General features: G+C 72.0%; 18 protein-coding genes and 1 pseudogene. 2 read left to right on the top strand and 17 right to left on the bottom strand.

The genetic code is table 11. The features are described from left to right. Window position 1: 1 nt before the first annotated feature. Window positions 2–352, bottom strand: coding sequence for a hypothetical protein (locus ACIF80_RS21910; protein WP_055592751.1), 351 nt, complete (start codon window positions 350–352; stop codon window positions 2–4). A gap of 428 nt (window positions 353–780) precedes the next feature. Beyond that, complete coding sequence (locus ACIF80_RS21905) at window positions 781–990, bottom strand: hypothetical protein (protein ID WP_399807057.1); 210 nt, start codon at window positions 988–990, stop codon at window positions 781–783. 140 nt (window positions 991–1,130) lie between these two features. Here ACIF80_RS21905 and ACIF80_RS21900 point away from each other — a divergent pair, with 140 nt between their 5' ends. Together ACIF80_RS21900 and ACIF80_RS21895 are read left to right on the top strand one after the other, a co-directional pair. After that, a complete protein-coding gene (locus ACIF80_RS21900; protein WP_399807054.1) occupies window positions 1,131–1,961 on the top strand; it encodes a PP2C family protein-serine/threonine phosphatase in 831 nt (276 codons plus the stop codon). A gap of 87 nt (window positions 1,962–2,048) precedes the next feature. Beyond that, window positions 2,049–3,149, top strand: a complete 1,101-nt coding sequence (locus ACIF80_RS21895) for an MASE1 domain-containing protein (protein ID WP_399807052.1) — start codon at window positions 2,049–2,051, stop codon at window positions 3,147–3,149. A 534-nt stretch (window positions 3,150–3,683) separates the two neighbouring features. Here ACIF80_RS21895 and ACIF80_RS21890 read toward each other — a convergent pair. The 15 genes and pseudogenes from ACIF80_RS21890 to ACIF80_RS21820 all read right to left on the bottom strand — a co-directional run bounded on the left by ACIF80_RS21890 (window position 3,684) and on the right by ACIF80_RS21820 (window position 22,388). Then, window positions 3,684–4,502, bottom strand: coding sequence for a hypothetical protein (locus ACIF80_RS21890; RefSeq protein ID WP_399807550.1), 819 nt, complete (start codon window positions 4,500–4,502; stop codon window positions 3,684–3,686). Between the two features lie 221 nt (window positions 4,503–4,723). After that, on the bottom strand, window positions 4,724–5,065 hold the full coding sequence (locus ACIF80_RS21885; RefSeq protein ID WP_399807050.1) for a hypothetical protein: 342 nt from the start codon (window positions 5,063–5,065) through the stop codon (window positions 4,724–4,726). A gap of 35 nt (window positions 5,066–5,100) precedes the next feature. Then, on the bottom strand, window positions 5,101–6,825 hold the full coding sequence (gene ctaD / locus ACIF80_RS21880) for a cytochrome c oxidase subunit I (protein ID WP_399807048.1): 1,725 nt from the start codon (window positions 6,823–6,825) through the stop codon (window positions 5,101–5,103). A gap of 244 nt (window positions 6,826–7,069) precedes the next feature. Then, window positions 7,070–10,453 (bottom strand): CARDB domain-containing protein, encoded by a 3,384-nt coding sequence (locus ACIF80_RS21875; RefSeq protein ID WP_399807046.1) that lies wholly within the window; start codon window positions 10,451–10,453, stop codon window positions 7,070–7,072. Between the two features lie 364 nt (window positions 10,454–10,817). Next, window positions 10,818–12,719, bottom strand: a complete 1,902-nt coding sequence (locus tag ACIF80_RS21870) for a DUF2264 domain-containing protein (protein WP_399807043.1) — start codon at window positions 12,717–12,719, stop codon at window positions 10,818–10,820. Then, window positions 12,716–13,747: a hydroxyacid dehydrogenase gene (locus tag ACIF80_RS21865; RefSeq protein ID WP_399807548.1), complete on the bottom strand. Its 1,032-nt coding sequence runs from the start codon at window positions 13,745–13,747 to the stop codon at window positions 12,716–12,718. Before ACIF80_RS21865 ends, ACIF80_RS21870 begins: the two co-directional genes overlap by 4 nt. Window positions 13,748–13,962: 215 nt before the next feature. Continuing rightward, window positions 13,963–14,422 (bottom strand): annotated as a pseudogene (locus tag ACIF80_RS21860) (zinc ribbon domain-containing protein); the annotation flags it as partial. A gap of 166 nt (window positions 14,423–14,588) precedes the next feature. Beyond that, window positions 14,589–15,161, bottom strand: coding sequence for an NADPH-dependent FMN reductase (ssuE, locus tag ACIF80_RS21855; protein ID WP_399807041.1), 573 nt, complete (start codon window positions 15,159–15,161; stop codon window positions 14,589–14,591). A gap of 255 nt (window positions 15,162–15,416) precedes the next feature. After that, window positions 15,417–16,193, bottom strand: a complete 777-nt coding sequence (locus ACIF80_RS21850) for an alpha/beta hydrolase (protein WP_399807039.1) — start codon at window positions 16,191–16,193, stop codon at window positions 15,417–15,419. A gap of 1 nt (window position 16,194) precedes the next feature. Continuing rightward, window positions 16,195–17,235 carry an LLM class flavin-dependent oxidoreductase gene (locus ACIF80_RS21845; RefSeq protein ID WP_399807037.1) on the bottom strand — a complete coding sequence of 347 codons (1,041 nt, stop codon included), beginning with the start codon at window positions 17,233–17,235 and terminating at the stop codon, window positions 16,195–16,197. Next, window positions 17,232–18,623: an LLM class flavin-dependent oxidoreductase gene (locus ACIF80_RS21840; protein ID WP_399807034.1), complete on the bottom strand. Its 1,392-nt coding sequence runs from the start codon at window positions 18,621–18,623 to the stop codon at window positions 17,232–17,234. The genes ACIF80_RS21845 and ACIF80_RS21840 overlap by 4 nt, the downstream gene beginning before the upstream one ends. A 35-nt stretch (window positions 18,624–18,658) precedes the next feature. Beyond that, entirely contained in the window at window positions 18,659–19,468 is an 810-nt protein-coding gene (locus tag ACIF80_RS21835; protein ID WP_399807546.1) for an ABC transporter ATP-binding protein, read from the bottom strand. 83 nt (window positions 19,469–19,551) lie between these two features. After that, window positions 19,552–20,466 (bottom strand): ABC transporter ATP-binding protein, encoded by a 915-nt coding sequence (locus ACIF80_RS21830; RefSeq protein WP_399807032.1) that lies wholly within the window; start codon window positions 20,464–20,466, stop codon window positions 19,552–19,554. Next, window positions 20,466–21,353, bottom strand: a complete 888-nt coding sequence (locus ACIF80_RS21825) for an ABC transporter permease (protein WP_399807030.1) — start codon at window positions 21,351–21,353, stop codon at window positions 20,466–20,468. Before ACIF80_RS21825 ends, ACIF80_RS21830 begins: the two co-directional genes overlap by 1 nt. A gap of 3 nt (window positions 21,354–21,356) precedes the next feature. Beyond that, a complete protein-coding gene (locus ACIF80_RS21820) occupies window positions 21,357–22,388 on the bottom strand; it encodes an ABC transporter permease (protein ID WP_399807028.1) in 1,032 nt (343 codons plus the stop codon). Window positions 22,389–22,406: the final 18 nt, after the last annotated feature.

Here is a 22,406-nt window from a genome sequence, read left to right as displayed (position 1 = left end):
CCTACCGCTCCGGCCGGGGCTCGTAACGCAGCGAGATGGAGCGCAGGACGTCGGCGGAGGACACGTCGGTGCGGCCGGCGTCGTGCACTTCGGCGAGCTGCACGAAGGCGAAGGTGAGGGCGGAGGTGATGTGCACGATGGCGGGCCCCAGCTTCTCGGTGACGATCTCCGCCACCTCGCGGGGGCTCGCGTCGGCCGGCAACTGGATGTGCGGCAGCATCTCTTCGAGGAGCGCGGAGACCGCTCCGCTTCTGGTCACCTCGGCGTCCGGGTTCTCCCGGAGTTGCCGCCGCATCTCGAGGGCCTCGGTGAGGATGCCGACGCCCCGCTGCATGATCTCGCGCTGCTCCATGGGCACAGCCTAGACGGGTTCGACGGGAGCCGGGACGGCCCGCGGACAGGACATGACGTGGCCGGTGAACGGCGGTAGAACCTGTTTCCCGTACCCCATGCCGAGGAGCACCACATGAGCGCCAACCCACGGAACGGGCCGAGCTCCGACGCCTTCCTCCCTGCCGCTTCATCACCGGAACAAGTTCTCTCACGGATGCCGCCGTGCCGCCGTCGCACAGCACCTTCGCGCAGGTCGCGGCGCCGCCGCGACCACTGTCCGGCGGCGCGGTCATCGAACCGGGAGCACATGTCCCGGCCCTGGGGGATCCCGGTGATGTGCTCGACGACGAGGCGGAACTCACCGCCGGCCAGGCCCTGCGCCTCGAAGCGGGCAGCGCTCCAACGCCTCCCGGGCGCCGTGGGGTTCGGCCTCCAGCGCCCTGGTCGTCATGCGGATCCGCTCCCCGTAGTTTCCGTACGGCCGTGGGCGCCGCCTCCGGCGACATCGGTGGCCGGCGGCACGCCGTTCGCCCAGCCGGGATCCACGTCGGAGACGAACAGGGAGCCGTCCCGCCGGCCGAGGCCCTCGAGGCCGCCCGGGTCCTGGCCGGCCCCGCCCGGGTCCGCGACGAGATCCGGCACGGGATGTGCCACCACGGCACGGACGGTCTCGCCCGTTCCCGCGAAACTGGCCCACGCATTTGATTTCCGATTATCATCCGATATAGACATCACTAAGATCTTGACCTCCCAGGGAGATCACCGAGCGTTGCCGCCCCCGCCCGAGTGAGTGACCCATGTCCCGTACCGCCTCCACGGACGACGGCGACGAGCTGCTGGCCAGGCTTGGGGCGCTGACGGCTCAGGCGCGCGCGCAGGCCGAGTTGCAGCGCTCCCGGGTGGAACTCGCCGTCGCCCTGCAGCGCGGCATGCTGCCCCCCGGCCTTCCCGCCGCCCGCGGTGTGCGGCTGGCCGTGCGCTACGCGCCTGCCTATCAGGGGCTCAACGTGGGAGGCGACTGGTACGACGCCTTCACGATGCCCGACGGCCGCATCGGCCTGTCCATCGGGGACGTCCAGGGGCACAACGTCGAGGCGGCCGCCTTCATGGGGCAGGTCCGGGTGGGGCTGCGGGCGCTGGCCTCCGTCACCGGTGAGCCGGGCGAACTGCTCGCCAGGACCAACGACCTGCTGCTGTCCCTGGGCTCGGACCTCTTCGCCACCTGCACGTTCATGCGGCTCGACCCGGCCGACGGGGTGATCGAGAGCGCTCGGGCCGGGCATCTGCCGTGCGTGTGGGCCACGGCCGACGGCCGGTCCGGCGTGACCCTGGACGAGGGCGGCCCTCCGCTGGGCATCCAGTCGGAGTCGGCCTACCCGGTGACCCGGTACCGGCTCGGCGCGGGCGGCCTGTTCGTGATGCTCACGGACGGTGTGGTGGAGGGCCCGTCGATGCAGCTCGACGAAGGGCTGGACCACGTGGTGCGGCTCGCGGGCATCGCGGCGGTCGCCCGGCTGGACGCGGACGCGCTGGCGGCCGCCGTGATCAAGGGGGCGGCACAGGTGGGCCACGACGACGACGCGGCCGTCCTGGTGATCGCGCACGACGGCCCGGACGCCCGGCCGTAGGTCCGCGGCCCCGCCCGTCCCGCCGCACCGCGCCCCACCCGTTCTCCGCACCCTCTCGCCTCGCCGACGGTGCGCGCCCGGTGTCTGATGGCTTGTGTGGTGGTGAGCCAGGATCTGCGCAGACCGGTCGTCCATACGCTTCGGACGCTGGCGATCGCCGCCTGCTACTACGCGGCGGGACAACTGGGGCTGACGCGGAAACTGGTCGTCGAGAGCACGGTCGTCTCACCCATCTGGCCGCCCACCGGCGTGGCCGTCGCCGCTCTGCTGGTCTTCGGGCTGCGCTACTGGCCGGGAATCGCCCTCGGCGCCCTGGGTGTCATCCTGTCGCTCACCTCGCTGACGTGGCCCTCGCTCGTCATCCTGGCGGGCAACACCGCCGCGCCCGTGTGCGGGTATCTCCTGCTGCGCGCCGTGGACTTCCGTACCGACCTCGCGCGCCTGCGGGACGGGGTCGCCCTGGTGTTCCTGGGCGCCTTCGTCTCGATGCTGATCAGCTCGTCCGTCGCCACCGGACTGCTCGTCGCCACCGGGCAGCTGCCGGGGGCCGACTTCTGGGAGGTGTGGCTGGCCTGGTGGGTGGGGGACGCGATGGGAGTGCTCATCGTCGCCCCGGCCCTGCTCGTGCTCCACCAACTGCGCGGTCCCATGCGCTGGTCGCGGTGGAAGGAGGCCCTGGGGCTGGCGGTCGTCGCGGCCGCCCTGGTGCCCCTGGTCACCCGCATCGGAATGAGCGTGCTGTTCCTCGTCTATCCGCTGTTGATCTGGGCCGCACTGCGGCTCCAGCTCGCCGGCAGCATGGTGTGCGCGATGTTCGCCTCCACCATGGCCACCATCGCCGCGACCGATCGGGTAGGGCCCTTCGAGAACCTCTCCCGCGAGGAGGTCATGATCAACCTCCAGGCGTTCAACGGCGCGGTGGCGCTGACCGCCCTGCTGCTGTCGGCATTGATCACCGAGCAGCGCAGCACGCGGCGTTCCGTGGAACGCGCCTGCCAGGAACTGGTCGAGGTGCTGGAGCACCTCACCGCGGGCGAGACCGCCTCGGGCCTGCCCTCCCGGGACGAGGGCGGAGCACGGTGGGCCCTGGAGGACCCGGACTGGGACGCCCGGAGCACGGGAGAGTGGAGCACCCGGCGCGGTACGGAGGATTCCGGTTCCGGCCGCCGCCCGGGGCCGACGTCCTGAGCCGGGTGGTGAGGGTGCCGGTGACCAGGAGGGTGTTCAGGCCTGCTCCGAGCCGCCACGTGGTCAAGCTGCATACCCCCATGGCCACCGCGGTCAGGGTGATCACCAGGTAGTGCCGGGGCGCCGGTTCCCGGCCGGTTCCGGTGTCCAGGCCGATGGCGGTCACCACGACGAACGCCCTCCGAAGGGGATCCGGGTGAGCGGGTGAACGGGTGAGGGCGTGGGCCCCACTTCGGTGACGGCGCGGCCACATCGGCGCGCGTCCGCCACCGCCACCCGGACGGGCTACGGATCACAGCACCGAACAGTGTGAACGCGACTGCCTGCGTCATGTCCTTGCCCGTCCGGCGGGCGACCGCGTCCCGTGCCTCCTTCGACCGCGCGTACGGCACCGGGAGCCGGGCGGACGGGTGCGGGAGCCGGGCGGACGGGTGCGGGAGCCGGGCGGACGGGTGCGGGATCGCGCCCCGGCCGTCGGTCCGGGCGCCCGCCCGCCCCGCCGCGAACTCCCGGGACCGGACGCGGGTGTCCCGTTCACCTGCTCAGTGACCCGGCGTCCCCCATGACGATCACCGGGTGCTGCTCGGGGTCGAGGGCCAGCAGGAGTTGCCTCATGTGCCGTTCCTCAAGGCTCACGCAGCCCTGGGTGGGCCCGTCGTGGTCCACGTGCAGCCAGATGCCGCCGCCCCGGTAGGCGCCGAGCGGGCGGGTCCAGTCGAGCGGGGAGGTGCCCGGGACGCGGTTGTAGTCGATCGCCACGACGTAGTCGAAGGACCCGGCGAGCGGCTCCCCCATGAAGCCCGTCCCGCTGATGGAGAACCCGGGCGACTCGTCGTACGGCAGCAGGGTGCCCGGGTCCGGCAGCAGACCCCCCGCGTCGCTGAGGGTGAACACACCGATGGGCGAGCGGAGATCGCCCACCAGGTGGTTGTCGGTCCAGCCGTTGAGGGCGTTGCGGGCGGGCCAGACCGTGCCCGCCTCCCAGCCCGATGCGGTACGCCGGTACAGCACGGCCTCGGAGCGGTTCGCGTCCCGGCCCTTGCCGGTGACGACGACGGCCTGGCGGGCGTTGCCGGGGATCAGGGCCAGCGTGCGGGGACCGAGATTGCCCAGCGGGGCGGGGGTGCCGGGATGCGCTCCGGCATCGGTCCGGCCCTGGGTGGTGCTCTCCACGCCGGGTGCTCCGGTACCAGGTGCTCCGTTTCCCGTCGCCGCGTTCCCCGGTGCCCCGACTGCCGGTGGGGCGGCGGCCGTGGGGGTGGCAGCCGTGGGGGACGACTCCCCCGCCGGGCTGCCGGTGGTCGCTGCGCAGCCGGTGAGGAGCGCCGCCGCCAGGAGGGCGAGGACCGGCATCGGCAGCCGGTCGCGGCCCCGGGCCGGGGCGGCGGACCGCCGGTGGCCCGGGGACGGAGCTCGTGGACGCCCGCGGTGCGGGCCTTCGATCGATGAAGCCATGGGGCCAGCCTGACTTCGGCTCGGCCAAAACGCCGCGCTCCCCGCGCGAGTCCGGGCAACGTCCCCCATCTGCCCGCCGGGGCGCCGGTATCCGGTGGCCCCGGCGGGGCGGCGGGCCGTCATTCCCCGACGAGGAAAGCGAGGACGACGGCGCCCGCACCACTCGCCAGGCCCACGACCGCGGCGGCCACGCACCGCACCCGGAGCTGGTGATAGCGCTGGGCGTACATGTCGCGGAGCTCGGTCGCCCGGTCGCAGATCCGGACCAGTGTCACGCGGGAGGCCTCGATGCGGTCGGCGGTGTAGACACGTTCCACGTCCTCGCGCTGTGCGGTCGTCAGCCACGGCAACTGCTCGGTGAACCGCTCGGCCCGACGCCGGGCGTCCTCGACTTCGGCCGCCCACAGCAGGTACCCCTCGAACTGGTTGAGGCCGCGGGCGCTGTCCTGGCTCGGATTCACATGCTCCTCCACGCTGGGCTGCGGGATCACTCCTGTCAGGCCTGGTCCCCGGGGGCCTGGACCACGGAGCGCTCGGGACGGTTCTCCTCCCGGTCGTACGCCGCGACCGCCGGGTGGTGCAGGTCGAACGCCGGGGACTCGGAGCGGACCCGCGGCAGGGTGAGGAAGTTGTGCCGCGGCGGTGGGCAGGAGGTGGCCCATTCCAGTGAACGGCCGTAGCCCCACGGGTCGTCGACCTCGATCTTCCTGCCGTACTTGGCCGTCTTCCAGATGTTGTAGAAGAACGGCAGCATCGACATGCCGAGCAGGAACGAGGCGATGGTCGAGACCGTGTTCAACGCGGTGAAGCCGTCGGCCGCCAGGTAGTCCACATACCGGCGGGGCATGCCCTCGGCGCCCAGCCAGTGCTGGACCAGGAAGGTGCCGTGGAAGCCGACGAACAGCGTCCAGAAGGTGATCTTCCCGAGCCGTTCGTCGAGCATCTTGCCGGTGAACTTCGGCCACCAGAAGTGGAAGCCGGCGAACATCGCGAAGACCACGGTGCCGAACACCACGTAGTGGAAGTGCGCCACCACGAAGTACGAGTCGGTGACGTGGAAGTCCAGCGGCGGCGAGGCCAGGATGACGCCCGTCAGGCCGCCGAAGAGGAAGGTGACCAGGAAGCCGGCGGACCAGAGCATCGGTGTCTCGAAGGACAGGCTGCCCTTCCACATGGTGCCGATCCAGTTGAAGAACTTCACCCCGGTGGGGATCGCGATCAGGAAGGTCATGAAGGAGAAGAACGGCAGCAGCACAGCCCCGGTGGCGAACATGTGGTGTGCCCACACCGTCGCCGACAGGCCCGCGATCGCGATGGTCGCGCCGATCAGGCCCAGGTAGCCGAAGATCGGCTTGCGGGAGAAGACCGGGATGATCTCGGAGACGATGCCGAAGAACGGCAGCGCGATGATGTACACCTCGGGGTGGCCGAAGAACCAGAACAGGTGCTGCCACAGCAGCGGCCCGCCGTTGGCCGCAACGAAGATGTTCGCACCGAACTTGCGGTCGGCCTCCAGGGCCAGCAGCGCGGCGGCCAGGACCGGGAAGGCGAGCAGGACCAGCACGCTGGTGAGCAGCACGTTCCAGGTGAAGATCGGCATGCGGAACATCGTCATGCCGGGAGCGCGCATGCAGATGATCGTGGTGATGAAGTTGACCGCACCGAGAATGGTGCCGAACCCCTGGAAGGCCAGGCCCATGACCCATAGATCGCCGCCGAGCCCAGGCGTGCGGGTCGCGTCCGACAACGGGGAGTAGGCGGTCCAGCCGAAGTCGGCCGGGCCGTTCGGGACGAGGAAACCACTGAGCGCGATCAGCGAGCCGAACAGGAACAGCCAGTAGGAGAGCATGTTCAGCCGCGGGAAGGCGACGTCGGGCGCGCCGATCTGCAGCGGCATGATCCAGTTCGCGAAGCCGACGAACAGCGGGGTCGCGAACATCAGCAGCATGATCGTGCCGTGCATCGTGAACGACTGGTTGTACTGCTGGTTCGACACGATCTGCAGGCCGGGCCGGGCCAGCTCGGCGCGGATGACCAGCGCGAGGATACCGCCGAGGATGAAGAACGTGAACGACGTCGTGAGATACAGCGTGCCGATGGTCTTGTGGTCGGTGGTGGTGAGCCACTTGACGACCACGTTGCCGGGACGCCTGCGCCGGACCGGCAGCTCGTCCTCGTAGGAGTCCGACTCGGCCGAGTCCGACGCACTGTGCACCGCCACTGTTGCGCTCTCTTTCTATGGGGCCGATATCTCTACCCTCGGGAAGGATGTCGCACATGCGCCCGCTCGTGTGAGACCCGGGCCCGCCCCGGCGTGTCACCGCCCGCATTCGCTCGCTTGCACATTGTGACGCACGGGGCGGGGAGGTCGCGCCTGCCGGGAGGCCGTCCGGACGCACAGGGGCCCGTACCCGGGTGGGGTACGGGCCCGTCGCCCGGCGTGTGCGCAGGGTGGTGCGGTGGGGCTACCGGTTGATCACGAACTGCGAGCCGGGTTCGATCAGCACGTCACCCTCGGCCGAACCGGTGATGGTGACGTCCGTCAGAGTGGCGCTGCCCCGGGCGCCGCCCATGGCGAGGACACCGGACCCGTTGTTGGACCTGTCGATCGTGACGTTGCTGATCCGGACGTCCGGCATGGCGCCGCCACCTGTCTTGAACTGGATGCCGTCGTACGTCGAGTCATGGATGTCGGTGTCGCGGATCACCACTCCCGGAATGTCCGGCCCCTGGGCGAACAGGGTGATGGCGCCGAACTCCTGGTCCTCGTTCCAGAAGGCTCCGCCGGTGCGGTGCAGCGCGTTGTTGGCGATGAGGGTCCGTCCGGAGAAGGGCAGCGGGTCGTGATCGGTCGCCAGCATGATGCCCGGGTAGTTCATCGTGTCGTGGATCAGGTTGTTCTCGATGGTGTTGCCGTAGCCGCCGTAGACCGCGATGCCGTTGGCGCGCCAGGGCAGTTGGACGGTGTTGTTGCGGAAGTGGTTGTCGTGGCCGATGTCGACTGACGGGTCCTTGACGTACTTGCTCGCCCAGACGGCCAGCGCGTCGTCGCCGGTGTTGCGCAGCGACGAGTTCTCCACCAGTGAATTGCGGGTCCCGTTGGCGAAGTTGACACCGTCCGCGTAGGTGTTGCGGATTCGCATGCCGGTGAACTCCAGCCCGTCGGCGGGGCCCCACAGCTCGGGGATGTTGCTGTAGTCGCGGCCCACCCAGGCCCCCACGTTGGCGTGCTCGATCCACACGTTGCTGATCTTCGTGTTCTCGCCGAACCGGCCGTTCAGGCCGACGCCGCCCTCGGCTCCGCCGTCTCCGCCGCGGATGGTGCCCGAGCCGAAGATGGCGATGTCCGAGATCCGGGTGTTGTCGTCGATGTCGAAGCCGAAGTTTCCCTCGTGCGGGTGGTTGATACCGCCCGACTGGTGCGGCGGGGTGAGGGTGTGCAACTGGGAGTGCCACATGCCGGCGCCCCGGACGGTGACGTCGCGGATCCCGACCTGGTTGTGCTGCCCGCGGTCGAGCGGGTCGTCGGTGAGGATCTTCTGTTCCTGCCGCCACTGGCCCGGCGGGATCCACACACAGTCGATCTGCCCGTTCTGGTCGGCGGTCACGGCCCGCTGAAGGGCGTCCGTGTCGTCGATCCCGTCACCCGGGATCGCGCCGTACTCGGTGATGGAGACGCAGCCGGCGGGCCGGTCGGTGGGCGGTGCGACCTGCTCCAGGTCGATCAGGTCGACGATGTGGAACGCGGCGGTGTCGTCGGTGTCGCGCTGGAGCCTGAAGGTGGTGCCCTTCGGGAAGCTCCGGCCGAGCAGGGCGTGGGACTCGTCGAACAGCCTGCGGGCGTCGGCCTGCGGGGTGTTGGTGAGCCCTTCGGGCTGGTCGGTGTTGCCGTACAGCCAGCTGTGCTTGGAGCTGAGGCGGATCTTCTGCACGAACTCGCCGTCCGCGTACAGGCTCAGGGTGGTCTCGGTGCCGCCGCCGCCCGGGGCGTCCGGGACCGAGGTGCGTACGACGATCGAGTTGGTCGGGCCCGAGGAGGTGAACTGCACGTACTGGCCGGTGGAGTCGAGGCGGACGGACTTGCGGCCGGAGGACTCGGTGGCGAAGTTGGTGTGGCCGAACGCCCGCTTGGGGTCGGCTGTCAGGAGCGTTCCCCGGTAGGTGCCGTCCTCCGCCTCGTACTCGGTGTACGGCACGGCGGCGCCGCGGCCGACGACGAGGGAGCGGGTGAGGATGTTGTTGTTCTCGTTGGTCTCGGCGACCCTGTCGGTGGCGTCCGCGGTCCCGGTGAGGATGCTCGACCCGCTGGTGGCGGTCCAGGTGCCGTCGACGGTGACCGGGACGCTCGCGCCGGCGGCGACCGCCCCGGTCGTGCCGTCGAGGGCGCGGCCGCCCACCTCCAGCCGGGTGACGGAGCCGGCGGGCACGGCCGAGGTGCCCCGGTTGTGCACGGTGACCGTGAAGGAGACGGCGGTGCCGGTGACAGGGCTCGCCGGGTCGCTCGCGATCGCGCGGACCTCCAGGTCGGGTCCGGGGCTCCGGGCCACGGTCAGTCTGTCCGTCGCGGTGCGGCTGTTGTTGGTGTCGTCCAGCTCGAAAACGGTGTCCGTGGGGTCGACCACGGCGGACACCGTGTAGGCGCCCTGGGCCCGCTTGCCCACGTTTACGGAGACGGTCGTGGAGGTACCGGCGGCGAGCGCGCCGACCGGGGCACTGCCGGCGACGGTGCCCTCGAGGCCGACGTCCAGCGTGGAGGCGGGGGACGCGGCGGTGCCGGCGTTGCGTACGGTCGCGCGGACGGTCACGGCGTCGGCCTCGGTGGGGGACGCGGGCGTCCAGGTGAGGTCGGTGACGACGAGATCGGGGTGGGGGGCGGCGGTTCCCATGACCTCCAGTTCGGCGATCTGGGCGCCGTATCCGGCGGAGTTGTGGGTGAATCTCAGCTGTACGTCGGCATGGCGGCCGGTGACCGGAATGGTGACCGTGTTGCCGTTGGCGGCGGGGTCGAACGTGTAGTCGGCGCGGGCCTTGATCGAGGTGAAGCCGCTCGCCGCCTGCTCGCGTCCGAGGACTTCGATGCTCTGCGTCCGGGTCTCCCAGGCCGCGGCGGGGTTGAGCTTCACGACGACGCCTGCGAGATCGGCGTTCGCACCCAACTGGACCGTGAGCGCGGCGGGATGACCCGACGACTCCCAGTAGGTGTCCGTCCGCCCGTCGTTGGCGTTCCTCGCCACGAACTGGTGCACGGTGGAGGAGGCCTGGACGGGCTTGTTCAGCGCCAGGTTGGTCCCGTCCACCGGTGGCTGCCCGGGGTCGCTTCCGGCATCGCTGTCGTAGACCTCGATCTCGGACAACTGGGCAGCGTTCCAGCCGGTGTTGGCGGTCACCCGTACCTGGATGTGGCGCAGGTCGCGGGAGGCGAAATCCACGATGACCGTGTTGCCGTCGTCGGGGTCGAAGCCGCGGGCGGCGGAGGCGGACAGGGTGGTGAAGGAGGTGCCGTCGGTGCTGCCCTCGACGGTGAGGGTCTGGGTGCGGGCCTCCCAGCCGGTGGGCAGTTTCAGCACCACCTGGTCGGCCTCGACGGTGCCGCCGAGGTCGACGCGTACCGGCTGCGGGAAGGACCCGGCGGGGCCCTCCCAGTAGGTCTGCTGGCTGCCGTCGGTCACGTGGGTGGTGGGGTGGCCGGGGTGGGAGCCACCGGCTGTGACGCTTTTGCCGAGCGCCAGGTTGGGCCCGCGGACGGCCGGTTCCGCGGCGATGGCCGGTGCGGGGTGGAGACCGGCGGCGACCAGGCCTGCCAGGAGCAGGCCGGTGATCGTCCGGGGGCCGAATCGCTTCCGTCTCATGAAGTCCTCGTTCCACGGCGGGTGCTGGGGCGTGGTCGGGCGAGTGCGGGACGTACGGCGGTGCGGGGCGTGCACAGGAGCAGGACGGAGCCGGCTGGGTGCGGACGGTGGCGCGGGGCGGGGGGCATCGGGCAGGCAGGGAGCGCCTGCCACGGAATGCCGACCAGCCGTACATCTTTTGCGGATGTCAGTTCATTTCTTGCGGCTCCTAGAGTGAGAGTTTCGGTCCCCTGCCTCGGTTGTCAATGGCATGGACACAACGGCCCTCGGCGGACCCGAGGTCCGGACACGCCAGGGGCGCCGCCCTTCCGGGCGGCGCCCCTGCTCTGCACCGGTTCGGCACGGGCCCGAAGCCCGCCCCGGGTCACTGATCCGTGTGGCCGACCTCCACCGGGTCGAACGCGATCCGGGTGCGGGCTCCGCTCCCGGCCCACACGACCTCGACCGTGCTCTCCCCGTTCACCCGGACCTCCTGGACCGCGTCCGTCAGGGGCCGCGGGTCGGGTTCGGCGGTCAGGCTCGCCAGGCTGACGTGCACGGTCGTGCCGTGGGAGCGGCCGCTGAGCCGGGGCACCCGGGCCCAGCGGGTGAAGGCCGTGCCCTGGGGGGCGCGGATCGGGTCCGCGGCGGGAGCGTCCCAGCCGTGCAGGCCGTGCAGGGACGAGACCAGCGGTTCGTCGGGGCCGGTGGCCCAGCCGGTGTGCGTGACGAGGGAGTCCGCCGGCGCTCCCACCACCCGGTGCACCCGCAGTTCGTGACGGCCGTGGGCCACCGTGACGCTCTCCACCCGCAGGCCCGGCACCATCGGCGGGCCGCCGGCGAACACCGGCCGGTGCCAGGAGGCCGCCCAGCCCCACCCGCCGCCGTGTCCGGCACCCAGCGGGTGGACGCGGCGGCGGACGCTGGGCCGGCCGCCGACCACCACGGACAGGTGGTTGTCGGCGATGTTCCCGGTCGCGGTCGGGCCGGTGCGGGTCGAGTAGGCCTGGCGTCCGTAGTGCGGGTCGTCCTCGGCGGCCGACTCCGCCTGGTAGGGGCTCACATGGTGGCTGCCGTGGTTGTGCAGACGGACGACTCCGTCGGCCCGGGTCGCCTGGAGGAGCAGTCCGGGTGCGGGCAGGGCGAGCACCCGGTCCGCCTCCTCCACCGGCGCGGGCTCCTCCCGGTCCGTCCAGAGGGCGTGACCGGCGGGGGCGAGCAGGGCGACGAAGGCCTTCGACGCCCAGTAGGGGGACGCGGGGCCCGAGTAGGTCTGCAGTACGGCGTCGTGCGGGCCGTGCCAGCCCAGGCTCAGCAGTCCGTCGTCGGTCAGCGCGCCCCGGTCGAGGAAGTAACGCAGGCTGCCGTCGGCGATGCGGCGCGAGGCCCCGGGGGTCAGCGGGCTGTGACCGGTCACCGCGCCCAGCGCGACGGCCGACGCGGCGGCGAAGCGGTAGGTGAGGGACCGCCCGTAGTGCATCGGCGCTCCGTCCGCGCCGAACATCAGGGCGAAGCCCTCCAGATGGGCGCGCAGCCGGGCGCCGTAGTGGGCCAGTGCGTCGGCGTCACCGGAGAGGTGGGCGTCGAGGACCGGGTAGAGGTGCAGGGCCCAGCCGTTGTAGTGGTCGAAGGCCGGCATCTCCCCGTCGGTGTACCAGCCGTCGCCCCGGTACCAGTGCTCGAGATGTTCCACCGCGCGCTGCCGGGCCGCGGCCGTCTCGCGGTCGCCGCGGCCGACGGACTCGAGGAACCCGGCGACGGTGTACGGGAAGAGGTACCAGTTGTTCGGTGCGGGGGTGTGCCGCAGCGCGCCCCGCAGCCATTCCTCGGCGCGGTCCTGCACATCCGGGTCGAGGTTCTTCCACAGCCAGGGGGCGGTCAGGCGCAGGCCGAGGGCGATCGACGCCGACTCGACCATGGGCTGGCCCTGCACCATGAAGTCCAGGATCAGCGGCCAGGACTCGGTGTCGTCGCGGCCCGGAGTGCGGGTGCCGGCGGCGAGTCCGCCCGCGTAACGCTCCAGCAGGTTGTGCGGGTCGTCCCCGTCCGCTCCGGCCACCCGGAAGGCGGCGGCGAGGAACGTCCTCGCGTACCCCTCGAGGCCGTCGGAGCGCACACCCGAGCGGGAGGGGCGTCCCGGCAGGTCCAGCAGGGCGTGGCCGGGGGTGCTCCAGCGCCAGGCCGCGGTGAGGAGCCCGTCCGCGGCGGCCTCCCAGTGGGCGCGGGTGCAGCCGGTGTACGGGCTCAGGTCGCGGTTCTCCGGGGGCAGTTCGAAGGGGATGCTCATGCGAGGAAGGCCAGCCTTTCGCGTCGTACGGGGTGGAGGAAACCGTCGCCGGCGGCCCAGCGCCGGATCTCGGCGAGCGCGAGATCGGCCAGGCGGCGCAGCTCGTTGCCCTGGGAGCCGGCGAGGTGGGGGGTGAGCAGGACGTTCTCGCAGCTCCACAACGGGTGGCCGGGCGGCAGGACTTCGGGCTCGGTGACGTCCAGCACGGCACGGATGCGGCCGGCCAGCGCCGCATCCGTGAGCGCGTCCTGGTCGACGACGGCGCCGCGGGCGGTGTTGACGAGCACGGCGTCGGGCCGCATGGAGTCGATCAGTTCGCGGCCGACCAGGCCACGGGTCTCGGGCAGCAGCGGGGTGTGCACGCTGACCGTGTCGGACTGCCGGAACAGCTCCGCCAACTCCACTCGGCGCACACCGAGTTCGGCCGCGCCCTTGTCGTCGACGTACGGGTCGTGGAGCAGGACGTCGATGTCGTGCGGGCGCAGCAGGTCGATGACGCGGCGGCCGATGAGGGAGGCCGACAGGATGCCCACGGTGCGGCGGTGGTTGCCGGTGGAGCGGTCGGGGCGCAGCCAGTCGGGCCGGGCGCGGGCGCCGCGGTAGTCGCGCGCGCTCTCCAGGACCCGTTTTCCGGTGAGAAGGATCATGGCGAGGGTGTACTCGGCGACCGGCACGGCGTTGGCCGCGGCGGCGGAGGAGACCTCGATGCCGCGTTCCCAGCAGGCGTCGGTGACATGGCCGCGTACGCTGCCCGCGGCGTGCACGACGGCGCGCAGGCGGGGCGCGGCCCGCAGGACCTCGGCGTCCAGGGGCGGGCAGCCCCAGCCGGTGACCAGCAGGTCGACGTCGGCGAGCACGGCGCGCGCCCGGGGTGTGGTGAAGTCGTCCAGCACCGGGAGGGGCGCCGGATCGCACAGCGCGGCGAGGGCCGCGTGCGACTCGGCGTCGAGGACGGCCGAAGCGACGTCCGGGGACATGGCCAGTGCGGCACGGGGTCGGAAGGCGGGGCCGGGCGGGTGCTCGGTCATGGTGGGGGCGGAACTCCTTCTGTGAGCGGGCCACTTCACGGCGCCGGCGGTCAGACCGCTGCGCCAGAAGCGCTGGAGCAGGGCGAAGGCGAGGATGAGGGGCACGACCGCCAGGAGCGAGCCCATGATGCCCACGGAGTAGTACTCGGGCGAGACGGACGCCGGACTGTTCCACGTTTGAAGTGCTCTCCCGGCTGAGGCCGGGAGATTCCCGCTTACCTTGCGGCAACGGGCTCGACGCGCTTGGCACGCCTGACGACTGCCCTCCCGGCAGCCGGGACGAGCGCGAGGCCCGTCCGGTACAGATGCAGGACGTTCCGGGCCGTGTTGTGGTCGGCGTTGCCCGACCAGCCGCGGTCCGAGCTCTTGCAGACGAACACGGCCTGGGACTCCCGGCTGCCGGGCGTGATGAAGCCGCACGCCGAGCAGCGCCTGGAGGTGGGGGGCGGGGACCTTGTGCAAGGTGTCGCCGAGCCGGGTGGTCTTGTAGGTCAGCAGGGTGACCGTGCGGCCCCATGCCTCTCCGCTGACAGCACGGTTGAGCCCGGATTTCCGGGCGACGTTCTTCCCCGGCTCTTCGACCGTTCCCCTGGCGGACTTGACCATGTTCGTGAGGGTGAGTGCTTCGACCACGACGGTGCCGTAGGTGCGGGCGATGGCGGTGGTCGTCTCGTGCGGAACCTGTCCTTGAAGCCGGATCCTGCGGTGGAGCACCCCTGGCCACCGTCAAGCAGTACATCGAAAAACGATCGCTCGGGGCGCGGGGCGTACTCGGCCGGGTTGCGGGGAGAGAGGCGGAAACGGCGGCCGGGTTCGGTGGCAGCGGCTCGGTGTCCCGCGGTCAGCCGGTGGGAGCCAGGGCGGGGGTACGGGTCGCGCGGGCGCGGATGTCGAGGGCGGCGGAGAAGTCGTCCGTGACGCGGGCGAGGGCCTCGGCGGCGGCCGGTGCGACGGCCGTGGTGCCGTCGGCGGCGACGGTGACGTCCTTGTCGAGGGTGAACCAGCCCTGGACTATGTGCGCGGCCCCCATGGAGCTGAGCACCGGGCGCAGGGCGTAGTCGATGGCGAGGACGTGGGCGGTGGAGCCGCCGGTGGCGAGCGGCAGCACGGTCTTGCCCGCGAGGGCGTACTGCGGGAGCAGGTCGAGCAGGGACTTGAGCAGGCCCGAGTACGCGGCCTTGTAGACGGGCGTGCCGATCACCACGGCGTCCGCCTGTTCGAACAGGGCGGTCGCCCCGGTGATCGCCGGGTGCCGGAAGTCGGCGCCGAGCAGCGCCTCGGCGGGCAGCGTCCGCACGTCCAGCGGGGTCACCTCGTGGCCCTGCCGCCGGAGCCTGTCGTCCAGATGGCGCAGGAGCCGTGCGGTGCGGGAGGTGGCGGAGGGGCTGCCGGAGACGGACAGGATGGTGGCCATGGCGAACCTTTCGGGGCGGAGCCCGGGCAGGGGCGGGTGAGCGGGGGACGGGAAACGGAGGACGGGGCGGAGGCGGAGGCCCCGCCGGAGCGGGACAGGGAGCGGCGGGCGGGCGACGGCGGGCAGGGGACGGACCACTCGGGCAGGCCACTCGGGTGGGTCATTCGGAGCCCGTCGGCCGGCGGCAGGGCGGCGGTCGGTGCCGGGCGAGCGGGGCCGGCGGTCGGCCCCGCTCGCCCGGCGCCCGCCACCGGCTCACCAGGCGCTCGTCTCCACCCCGATCAGTGGCACCAGGTCGTTGCGCAGGTTCTCCAGGAAGGTGACGGTCTCGGCCGCGACCGAGCGGTGCTGGAGGTCGTTCAGGACGTCGTGGTGGGCGCCGCGGACCACCGCCAGGCGGGCCCGGGTGAGCGACTTCGCCCAGCGGGTCAGGGCGTCGCGGTCGGCGAGCGGATCGTCGTCGCCAACCAGCAGGAGGGCCGGGACGCCGATGTCGCCCTCGTAGGCAGCCGTCAGCAGGGCGTCCGGCACGGCGTCGGCGAGCGAGCCCCGTCGCACCTCGGCGTCCTCGGTGAGGGTGCCCCGGTGGGTGGGGCAGGAGGTGCGGACCTCCAGCTCCTCCTCCCACCCCCCGACGGCACCCGCGCCCCGGCCCGGCAGCCCGGCGAGGACGACGGCGTCCGGCTGCCGGACGCCCGGGAACCCGGCGCGGCCGAGCAGCCCCGCGACCGCGACGGCACCGGTGTCGGCGCCGATCAGGACGAGCGGGCCCACCACGCCGTCCTCGGCGGCGGCGCCCTCGACGGCGTCGGCGAGCAGGGCTCCGAAGCGGGTCAGCGCACCGGCCGGGTCGGCGGGGTCGAGGTCGGGGGCGTCGATCACCCGGACCCGGTACGCGTCGGCGGCGAGCCGCCGGCCGAGGCGGGTGTACGTCGTCCGGGTCTCCCCCCGGCCGGGGACCACGACGAGCGTGCCGCGGGTGCGCAGCCCCTCGGGGGCGTGATGGTCGGTGTGGGGGACGGGGTCGGTCATCTCAGGCTCCTGCGGGTTCGGGCGCCGGCTGCGGCGCCGCGGCCGGCTTCCAGCCCAGGGCGGGTGCCACCTCGGTCGCGATCAGTTCGAGGGCGCGGACGGCGGCGTCGTGGTCGGGGACGGCGGGGTTGAACTGGGTGATCAGGTCCGTGGCGACGGGCAGGACCTTCTCCTGCCGCAGTTCGGTGACGATCTCCTCGGGCGAGCCGTGGAAGGCGTGGAAGCGGCGCAGTGCCTCGTCGGCCCCCAGGCCCCGGGGAAAGGAACCGCTGTCGGCCATGCGCAGCGCGGCCCGGTGGACGTCGTCGCCGATCTGCCGCAGTGCCGTGCGCTTGTCCCGCGCCGGGAACACGAACCGGGACAGCCCGATGCGGGGCCGGCGCGGCCGGTCCCAGGCCGCGAGGTAGGCGTCCGCCCAGGGGCGCTGCACCTCGTCGGTGGGCGCGTCGTATCCGTATGCCGCCCGGTTGAGCAGCAGGTTCGAGCCGCCGGTCGCCGCGTGGGCCGCGCCCCCGTCGCTGAACACGCCCTGCCAGATGCGGTCGGTGAAGTCGGCGGCCGCCGGCTGGACATGGAAGCCGGGGACCCGCACCTCCTCGTTGGCCAGGGCGCGGCGCAGCAGATCGAGGTGCTCGCTGGTCAGTTCCCGCTTGCGGGTGATGTCCTTGCCGAAGGCGGCGTACTCCGTGGTGTTGTAGCCGCTGCCGACGCCGATCTCGACGCGTCCGCCGCTGAGGGCGTCGACGGTCGCGACGTCCTCGGCGAGCCGGACCGGGTCCTCGAGCGGCAGGATCGTCACGGCTGTGCCGAGCCGGATGCGGGTGGTCCGTGCGGCGGCGTGGGCGAGGAAGGTCCACGGGGACGACAGTCCGCCGCCGCCCAGGGGTACGTGGTGCTGGGCCACCCAGCCGGTGTCGAAGCCCAGTTCGTCGGCGACGACGAAGAGTTCCTGGGCGTTGCGGAAGGTGCGGACCGGGTCGGGATCGTGGCCCTGGACGTGGGTGAGGAAGCCGAGCCGGAGACGCGGTGGCTGTGCGGTCATCGTGCCACGGCTTCCCGGGCCGGGGCGGGGGCGTCGGCGGCCTGGGCGTTCTTGCCCGTGAGGTCGCGGGCCACGGTGTGGCGGTTGGCCGGGACGGGCAGGCCGAGGTTGCCGCGCAGGGTGTCGGCCTCGTACTCGGTGCGGTACAGCCCGCGCTTCTGCAGCAGCGGCACCACACCGTCGACGAAGAGTGCGAGCTCCTCGTCGGTGCGGAAGGCGAGGTTGATGCCGTCGAAGGTGCCGGCCTCGAACCACCGCTCGATGCCGTCGGCCACGGTCTCCGGTGCCCCGACGAACGGCGAGCGTCGGAACTCGTTGGCAGATTCGGCAATTTGACGCAACGTCAGGTTCTGTTCCTTCGCCCGGGCGATGAGGTTCGTCGCCGCGGTCCGGCCGCCCTTCTCGGCGAGGTGGGCGACGTCCGGGAAGGGGGCGTCCAGGTCGTGCCGGGAGAAGTCGTAGGCACCGAAGGAGCGGCCCAGCAGAGCGAGGTTGGCCGTGAGGTCGTTGTCCTCCTCGAAGATCTCCCGCTCGCGGCGCGCCGCCGCCTCGTCCGTGGCGGCCACGACCGGGGAGCCGTGGATGAAGATCTTGATGTGCTCGGGGTCGCGTCCGTGGGCGGCGGTGCGCCGCTTGATGTCGGCGAAGTACTCCTGCGCCTGCTCCAGGGAGCCGCCGGGCGCGTAGATGCCCTCGGCGACCCGGGCGGCGAGGTCGCGTCCCTCCTCGGAGACGCCCGCCTGGAAGATCACCGGCTGGCCCTGGGGCGAGCGGGAGATGTTGAGCGGACCGGCGACCTTGAAGTGCTCGCCCTCGTGGTTGAGCGCGTGCAGCTTGCCGGGGTCGAGGAACACGTTGCGCTCGACGTCGGCGGGGAAGGCGTCGTCCTCGTAGGAGTCCCACAGACCGCGGGCCACCCGGACGAACTCCAGGGCGCGTCCGTAGCGGGTGGCGTAGTCGAGGTGCTCGTCGAGCCCGAAGTTCCGGGAGGTGCCGGTGTCGAAGCTGGTGACGACGTTCCAGCCGGCCCGGCCGCCGCTGATGTGGTCGAGCGAGGCGAACCGGCGGGCGAGGTTGAACGGCGAGTTGTACGTCGAACTGGCCGTGCCCACCAGGCCGATGTGCCGGGTGTGGGTGGCGACCGCCGACAACAGGGTGAGCGGTTCCAGCCGGTTGAGGTAGTGCGAGGGGTAGGTGGCGTTGATGAACTGGCTGTCGACGATGAACAGGGCGTCGAACAGGGCGTGTTCGGCGGCCTGGGCCTGCTGGATGTAGTAGTTGACGTCGATGCTGGCGTTCTTCGCTACGCGCGGGTCCTTCCAGAGGCCGTGATGGCCGGGGCCGCCGACGCCGTAGGGGTGGAGGGCCAGGTGAATTCTGCGGGACATGTCTCTTCCTTCTGCTTTTCTACGACGGTCGGTGTTCAGGCGTGCAGCAGGGTGCGCAGCTCGTCGCGCTCGGCCCGGTCCGCCCTGGCGCCCCGCAGGGTGGGGGCGGAGCTGACGAGCAGGCGGGTGTACGGGTGTCGCGGCCGGCCGATCACGTCGCGGGCGGTGCCGGTCTCGACCAGTTCGCCCCGGTACAGCACGGCGATGCGGTCGGCGGTCCCGGCGACGGAGCCGAGGTCGTGGGAGATGAAGACCAGGGCGACGCCGTCGGCGCGGAGGTCCTTGAGGATCTGGAGGATCTGGACCCGGTTGGCGGAGTCCAGCGCGCTGACCGGTTCGTCGAGGAGGAGCACACGCGGCTCGGTGACCAGCGCCCGTGCCACGGCGGCCCGTTGGCGCTGGCCTCCGGAGAGCTCGCCGGGCAGCCGGTCGAGCAGGTCCTCGGTGAGCCGGACCCTGGCGAGGACGCCGCGGACCCGTTCGGCCGCCTCCTTGCGGGCGGTGCCCTGGATGAGCAGGGGTTCGCTCAGGGACTCCTCGACGGTCAGGTCGGGGTCGAGGCTGCGCAGCGGGTCCTGGAAGACGTACTGCACGACGCCCCGGCGGCGCAGCCCGCGCCACTGCCGGCTGCCGTGGCGGGTGACGTCCTCTCCGTCGATGACGACGGAACCCGCCGAAGGGCGTACCAGGCCGAGCACGGCACGGGCGAGGGTGGACTTGCCCGATCCCGTCTCGCCGATGAGGCCGACCGTCTCGCCGGGGGCGACGCTCAGCGAGACCCCGTGCAGCGCCTTGCGGCGCCGGCGGCGGGACCCGTAGTGGACGTCGAGGCCGGTGACGTCCAGGACGGGCGCGGGGGCCCTGCCGGTGCTCGTGCCTGCCGGGTCCTTCCGCGCGTCACCCGTGTGCGTATCGGGGAGTTCGGTGCTCACGCGTCCGCCTCCTGCGGTTCGAGGAACTTCTCCAGGCCGTACTGTTCGTGCTCGGCGATGAGCAGTCGGGTGTACTCGTGCCGCGGGTCGTGCAGCACCGAGGCGGTCGGCCCCTGTTCGACCACCTCGCCCTGCCGCATCACGAGGACCTCGTCGCACAGCTGGGCGACGACGGCGAGGTCGTGGGAGACGACGACGAGGGCCAGTCCGGTGCGTTCGCGCAGTTCGGCGAGCAGGTCGAGGATCTCGGCCTGGACGGTGACGTCGAGCGCCGTGGTGGCCTCGTCGGCGATGAGGACGCGGGGGCCGGCGGCGATCGCGGCCGCGATGAGGACCCGCTGGAGCATGCCGCCGGACAGTTCGTAGGTGTACTGCCCGTAGACCAGTTCCGGGTCGCGCAGTTGGACCGCCCGGAGAAGTTCGGCGGCCCGGTGACGCGCGTCGCGCCGCTTCAGCCCCTTCTTGACCCGGACGACCTCGGCGATCTGCGCCCCCACCGGAATCGACGGGTTGAGGTACGAGGCGGGGTCCTGGAAGACGGCGCTGATCGTGGAGCCCCGCAGCTGTGTCCACCGGCGGGGCGTCAGCGTGGCGATGTCGGTACCGTCGATCTCGACGGTGCCGCCGGTGACCTCGAAGTGCGCGGGCAGGACGCCCAGGGCGGCGCGGCAGGTGAGGGTCTTGCCGCTGCCCGACTCGCCGACGATGCCGACGGTCCGGCCGGGCGTGAGCTCGAAGCTCACGCCGTGGACGATCTCGCGGCCGGTGGCCCGGTCGCCGATGCGCACACCGTGCAGGGACAGCACCTGAGGCGGGGCGGAGCTTTCTGCGGGCGTCGCCGCCTCGTGCTCCTCCTCCCGCGGTGTCGGTGTCTCTCGGTCCTGGAGGGTGTCCGGGGACAGGAAGCTCATCACGCACCTCCGGCGGGGGCGGGGCCGGCCGGGCCGAGGCGGCCGGCTCGGGCCTTGCGGTTGTTGAGGAGGGCGCGGCCCGCTTCGCCGGAGACGTCGCGGATCGCGTCGGCGAGCAGATTGCACGCCCAGACGGTGGCCATGATCAGCAGCGCGGGGACGACCGGGGACCACGGCCGGTGGCTGAGGTAGCCCAGGTCGGAGGCGAGCAGGCCGCCCCAGGTGGGTGCGGGCGGCTGCACGCCGATGCCGAGGAAGGTGAGGCTGGAGACGATGACGAAGCCGGTGCCGATGGTCTGGGCCAGCGCGACGGCGAGCGGCGGGAGCACCTTGACCCACAGGTGACGGCGTACGATCCAGCCGACGGAGGCCCCGGAGACGACCGCGGCCTCCACGTACGGGGAGCGGGCGACAGCGAGCGTGGCGGCGCGGGCCACCCGGTAGAACAGCGGCGACACCAGCACGCCGGTGACGAGCATGGCCTGGGTGATGCCGTTGCCCAGCAGGGCGATCACGGCGACGGCGAACAGCAGGAACGGCAGGGCCACCAGGGTGTCCACCAGGCGCAGGGTGATCCATTCGAAGGTCCGGCCCAGGTGGACGGACAGGATGCCGGGGACCGCCCCGACGGCCAGTGCGGTGAGGGCGACCTCGAGGCTCCCGAGGACGCTGACCCGGGAGCCGTCGAGAAGGCGGCTCAGTACGTCGCGGCCCAGGTAGTCGGTGCCCAGCCAGTGCGCGCCCGAGATGCCGGCGAGAGTGTTGTCGCTGGTGGCGAGCGGGTCCTGGGGGGCGAGCAGCGGGCCGAGGAGCGCCAGCAGGGCGACGACGGCGAGTATGACGACGGCGATCCTGCCGGACGTGAGTGCCAGTACGCGGCGCACCATGGTTCACACCCCCCTCTGGGAGGCCGGCGTCACGCGCGCCAGCACCAGGTTGACGATCAGGTTGAAGGTGACGACCAGGACGATCGACACCACGAGGACGCCCTGCACGGCGGGTACGTCGCCGACCTGTGCCGCGTCGTTGGCGAACCGGCCGAATCCCTGCAGGCCGAAGATCCATTCCGTGACGACGGAGGCGCCGACCAGGGCGGGGAACTTCAGTCCGAGGGTGGCGAGCACCGGGCCGAGGCCGTTGCGCAGCACATGGCCGAGGAAGATGCGCCGCGGGCTCAGTCCGCGTACGACGGCTCCGGTGACGTAGTTCTCCCGGTAGGCGGCGACGAGGCTGCCGCGCAGCTGGCGGGCGACGTCGGCGACGACGTCGAGGCTGAGTGCGATCGCCGGCAGGGTGATGTGGGCCAGCCACGGGCCGATGCCCTGCTCGGCGGGCACGTATCCGGCGGACGGGAAGAGGTTCAGGCCGACGGCCAGGACGGTCACCAGCACGATGCCGACGACGAAGGCGGGCATCACCGAGATGACGGTGACGAATCCGGTGACGGCCCGGTCGATCCAGGTGGTGCGGCGCAGTGCCGCCACCGTGCCGAGCAGGAAGCCCACGACCACACCGATGATCAGGGCGAACGCCGCGATCGACAGGCTCACGCCCAGGCCGAGGCCGATGAGGGTGGAGATGTCGGCGCCGTTGCTCCAGCTGGTGCCGAGCTGCCCCTGGAGCACGCCGGTGAACCAGTCCCAGTACTGGACCAGAAAGGGCCGGTCCAGCCCCCACTCGGCCTCGACGCGGGCGATCGCCTCGGGCGTCGCCTCCTCGCCCAGCTGGATCCGGGCGGGGCTGAGTCCGCTGAGCGACCGCAGCGCGAAGGTCACGAACGTGGCGACCAGGAAGACGGGGACGAAGAGCGCGACCGTCCGGGCGAGGGTGACCAGGACGCGGCCGAGCGCGTGCCGTGTCCTGGTCCGGGCGGCCCCGCGGCGGAGGGCGGGCGCTGCCGGTGCCTCGATCGTCGTCGTCATGGGGCTGCTCTCCTCTCC

The sequence above is a fragment of the Streptomyces sp. NPDC085927 genome (assembly GCF_044540975.1).
In the GTDB taxonomy this organism is placed as follows: domain Bacteria; phylum Actinomycetota; class Actinomycetes; order Streptomycetales; family Streptomycetaceae; genus Streptomyces; species Streptomyces hirsutus.
Note: the sequence above shows the minus strand (reverse complement) of the source record. Positions and strands in the feature narration are given on the sequence as shown.

What these genes read in the sequence shown, in the direction of transcription:
- ACIF80_RS21910 (WP_055592751.1), bottom strand. Translation starts at nt 352, where the DNA reads ATGGAGCAGCGCGAGATCATGCAGCGGGGCGTCGGCATCCTCACCGAG.
- ACIF80_RS21900 (WP_399807054.1), top strand. Translation starts at nt 1,131, where the DNA reads ATGTCCCGTACCGCCTCCACGGACGACGGCGACGAGCTGCTGGCCAGG.
- ACIF80_RS21895 (WP_399807052.1), top strand. Translation starts at nt 2,049, where the DNA reads ATGGCTTGTGTGGTGGTGAGCCAGGATCTGCGCAGACCGGTCGTCCAT.
- ACIF80_RS21890 (WP_399807550.1), bottom strand. Translation starts at nt 4,502, where the DNA reads ATGCCGGTCCTCGCCCTCCTGGCGGCGGCGCTCCTCACCGGCTGCGCA.
- ACIF80_RS21875 (WP_399807046.1), bottom strand. Translation starts at nt 10,453, where the DNA reads ATGAGACGGAAGCGATTCGGCCCCCGGACGATCACCGGCCTGCTCCTG.
- ACIF80_RS21870 (WP_399807043.1), bottom strand. Translation starts at nt 12,719, where the DNA reads ATGAGCATCCCCTTCGAACTGCCCCCGGAGAACCGCGACCTGAGCCCG.
- ACIF80_RS21865 (WP_399807548.1), bottom strand. Translation starts at nt 13,747, where the DNA reads ATGACCGAGCACCCGCCCGGCCCCGCCTTCCGACCCCGTGCCGCACTG.
- ssuE (WP_399807041.1), bottom strand. Translation starts at nt 15,161, where the DNA reads ATGGCCACCATCCTGTCCGTCTCCGGCAGCCCCTCCGCCACCTCCCGC.
- ACIF80_RS21850 (WP_399807039.1), bottom strand. Translation starts at nt 16,193, where the DNA reads ATGACCGACCCCGTCCCCCACACCGACCATCACGCCCCCGAGGGGCTG.
- ACIF80_RS21845 (WP_399807037.1), bottom strand. Translation starts at nt 17,235, where the DNA reads ATGACCGCACAGCCACCGCGTCTCCGGCTCGGCTTCCTCACCCACGTC.
- ACIF80_RS21840 (WP_399807034.1), bottom strand. Translation starts at nt 18,623, where the DNA reads ATGTCCCGCAGAATTCACCTGGCCCTCCACCCCTACGGCGTCGGCGGC.
- ACIF80_RS21830 (WP_399807032.1), bottom strand. Translation starts at nt 20,466, where the DNA reads ATGAGCTTCCTGTCCCCGGACACCCTCCAGGACCGAGAGACACCGACA.
- ACIF80_RS21825 (WP_399807030.1), bottom strand. Translation starts at nt 21,353, where the DNA reads ATGGTGCGCCGCGTACTGGCACTCACGTCCGGCAGGATCGCCGTCGTC.
- ACIF80_RS21820 (WP_399807028.1), bottom strand. Translation starts at nt 22,388, where the DNA reads ATGACGACGACGATCGAGGCACCGGCAGCGCCCGCCCTCCGCCGCGGG.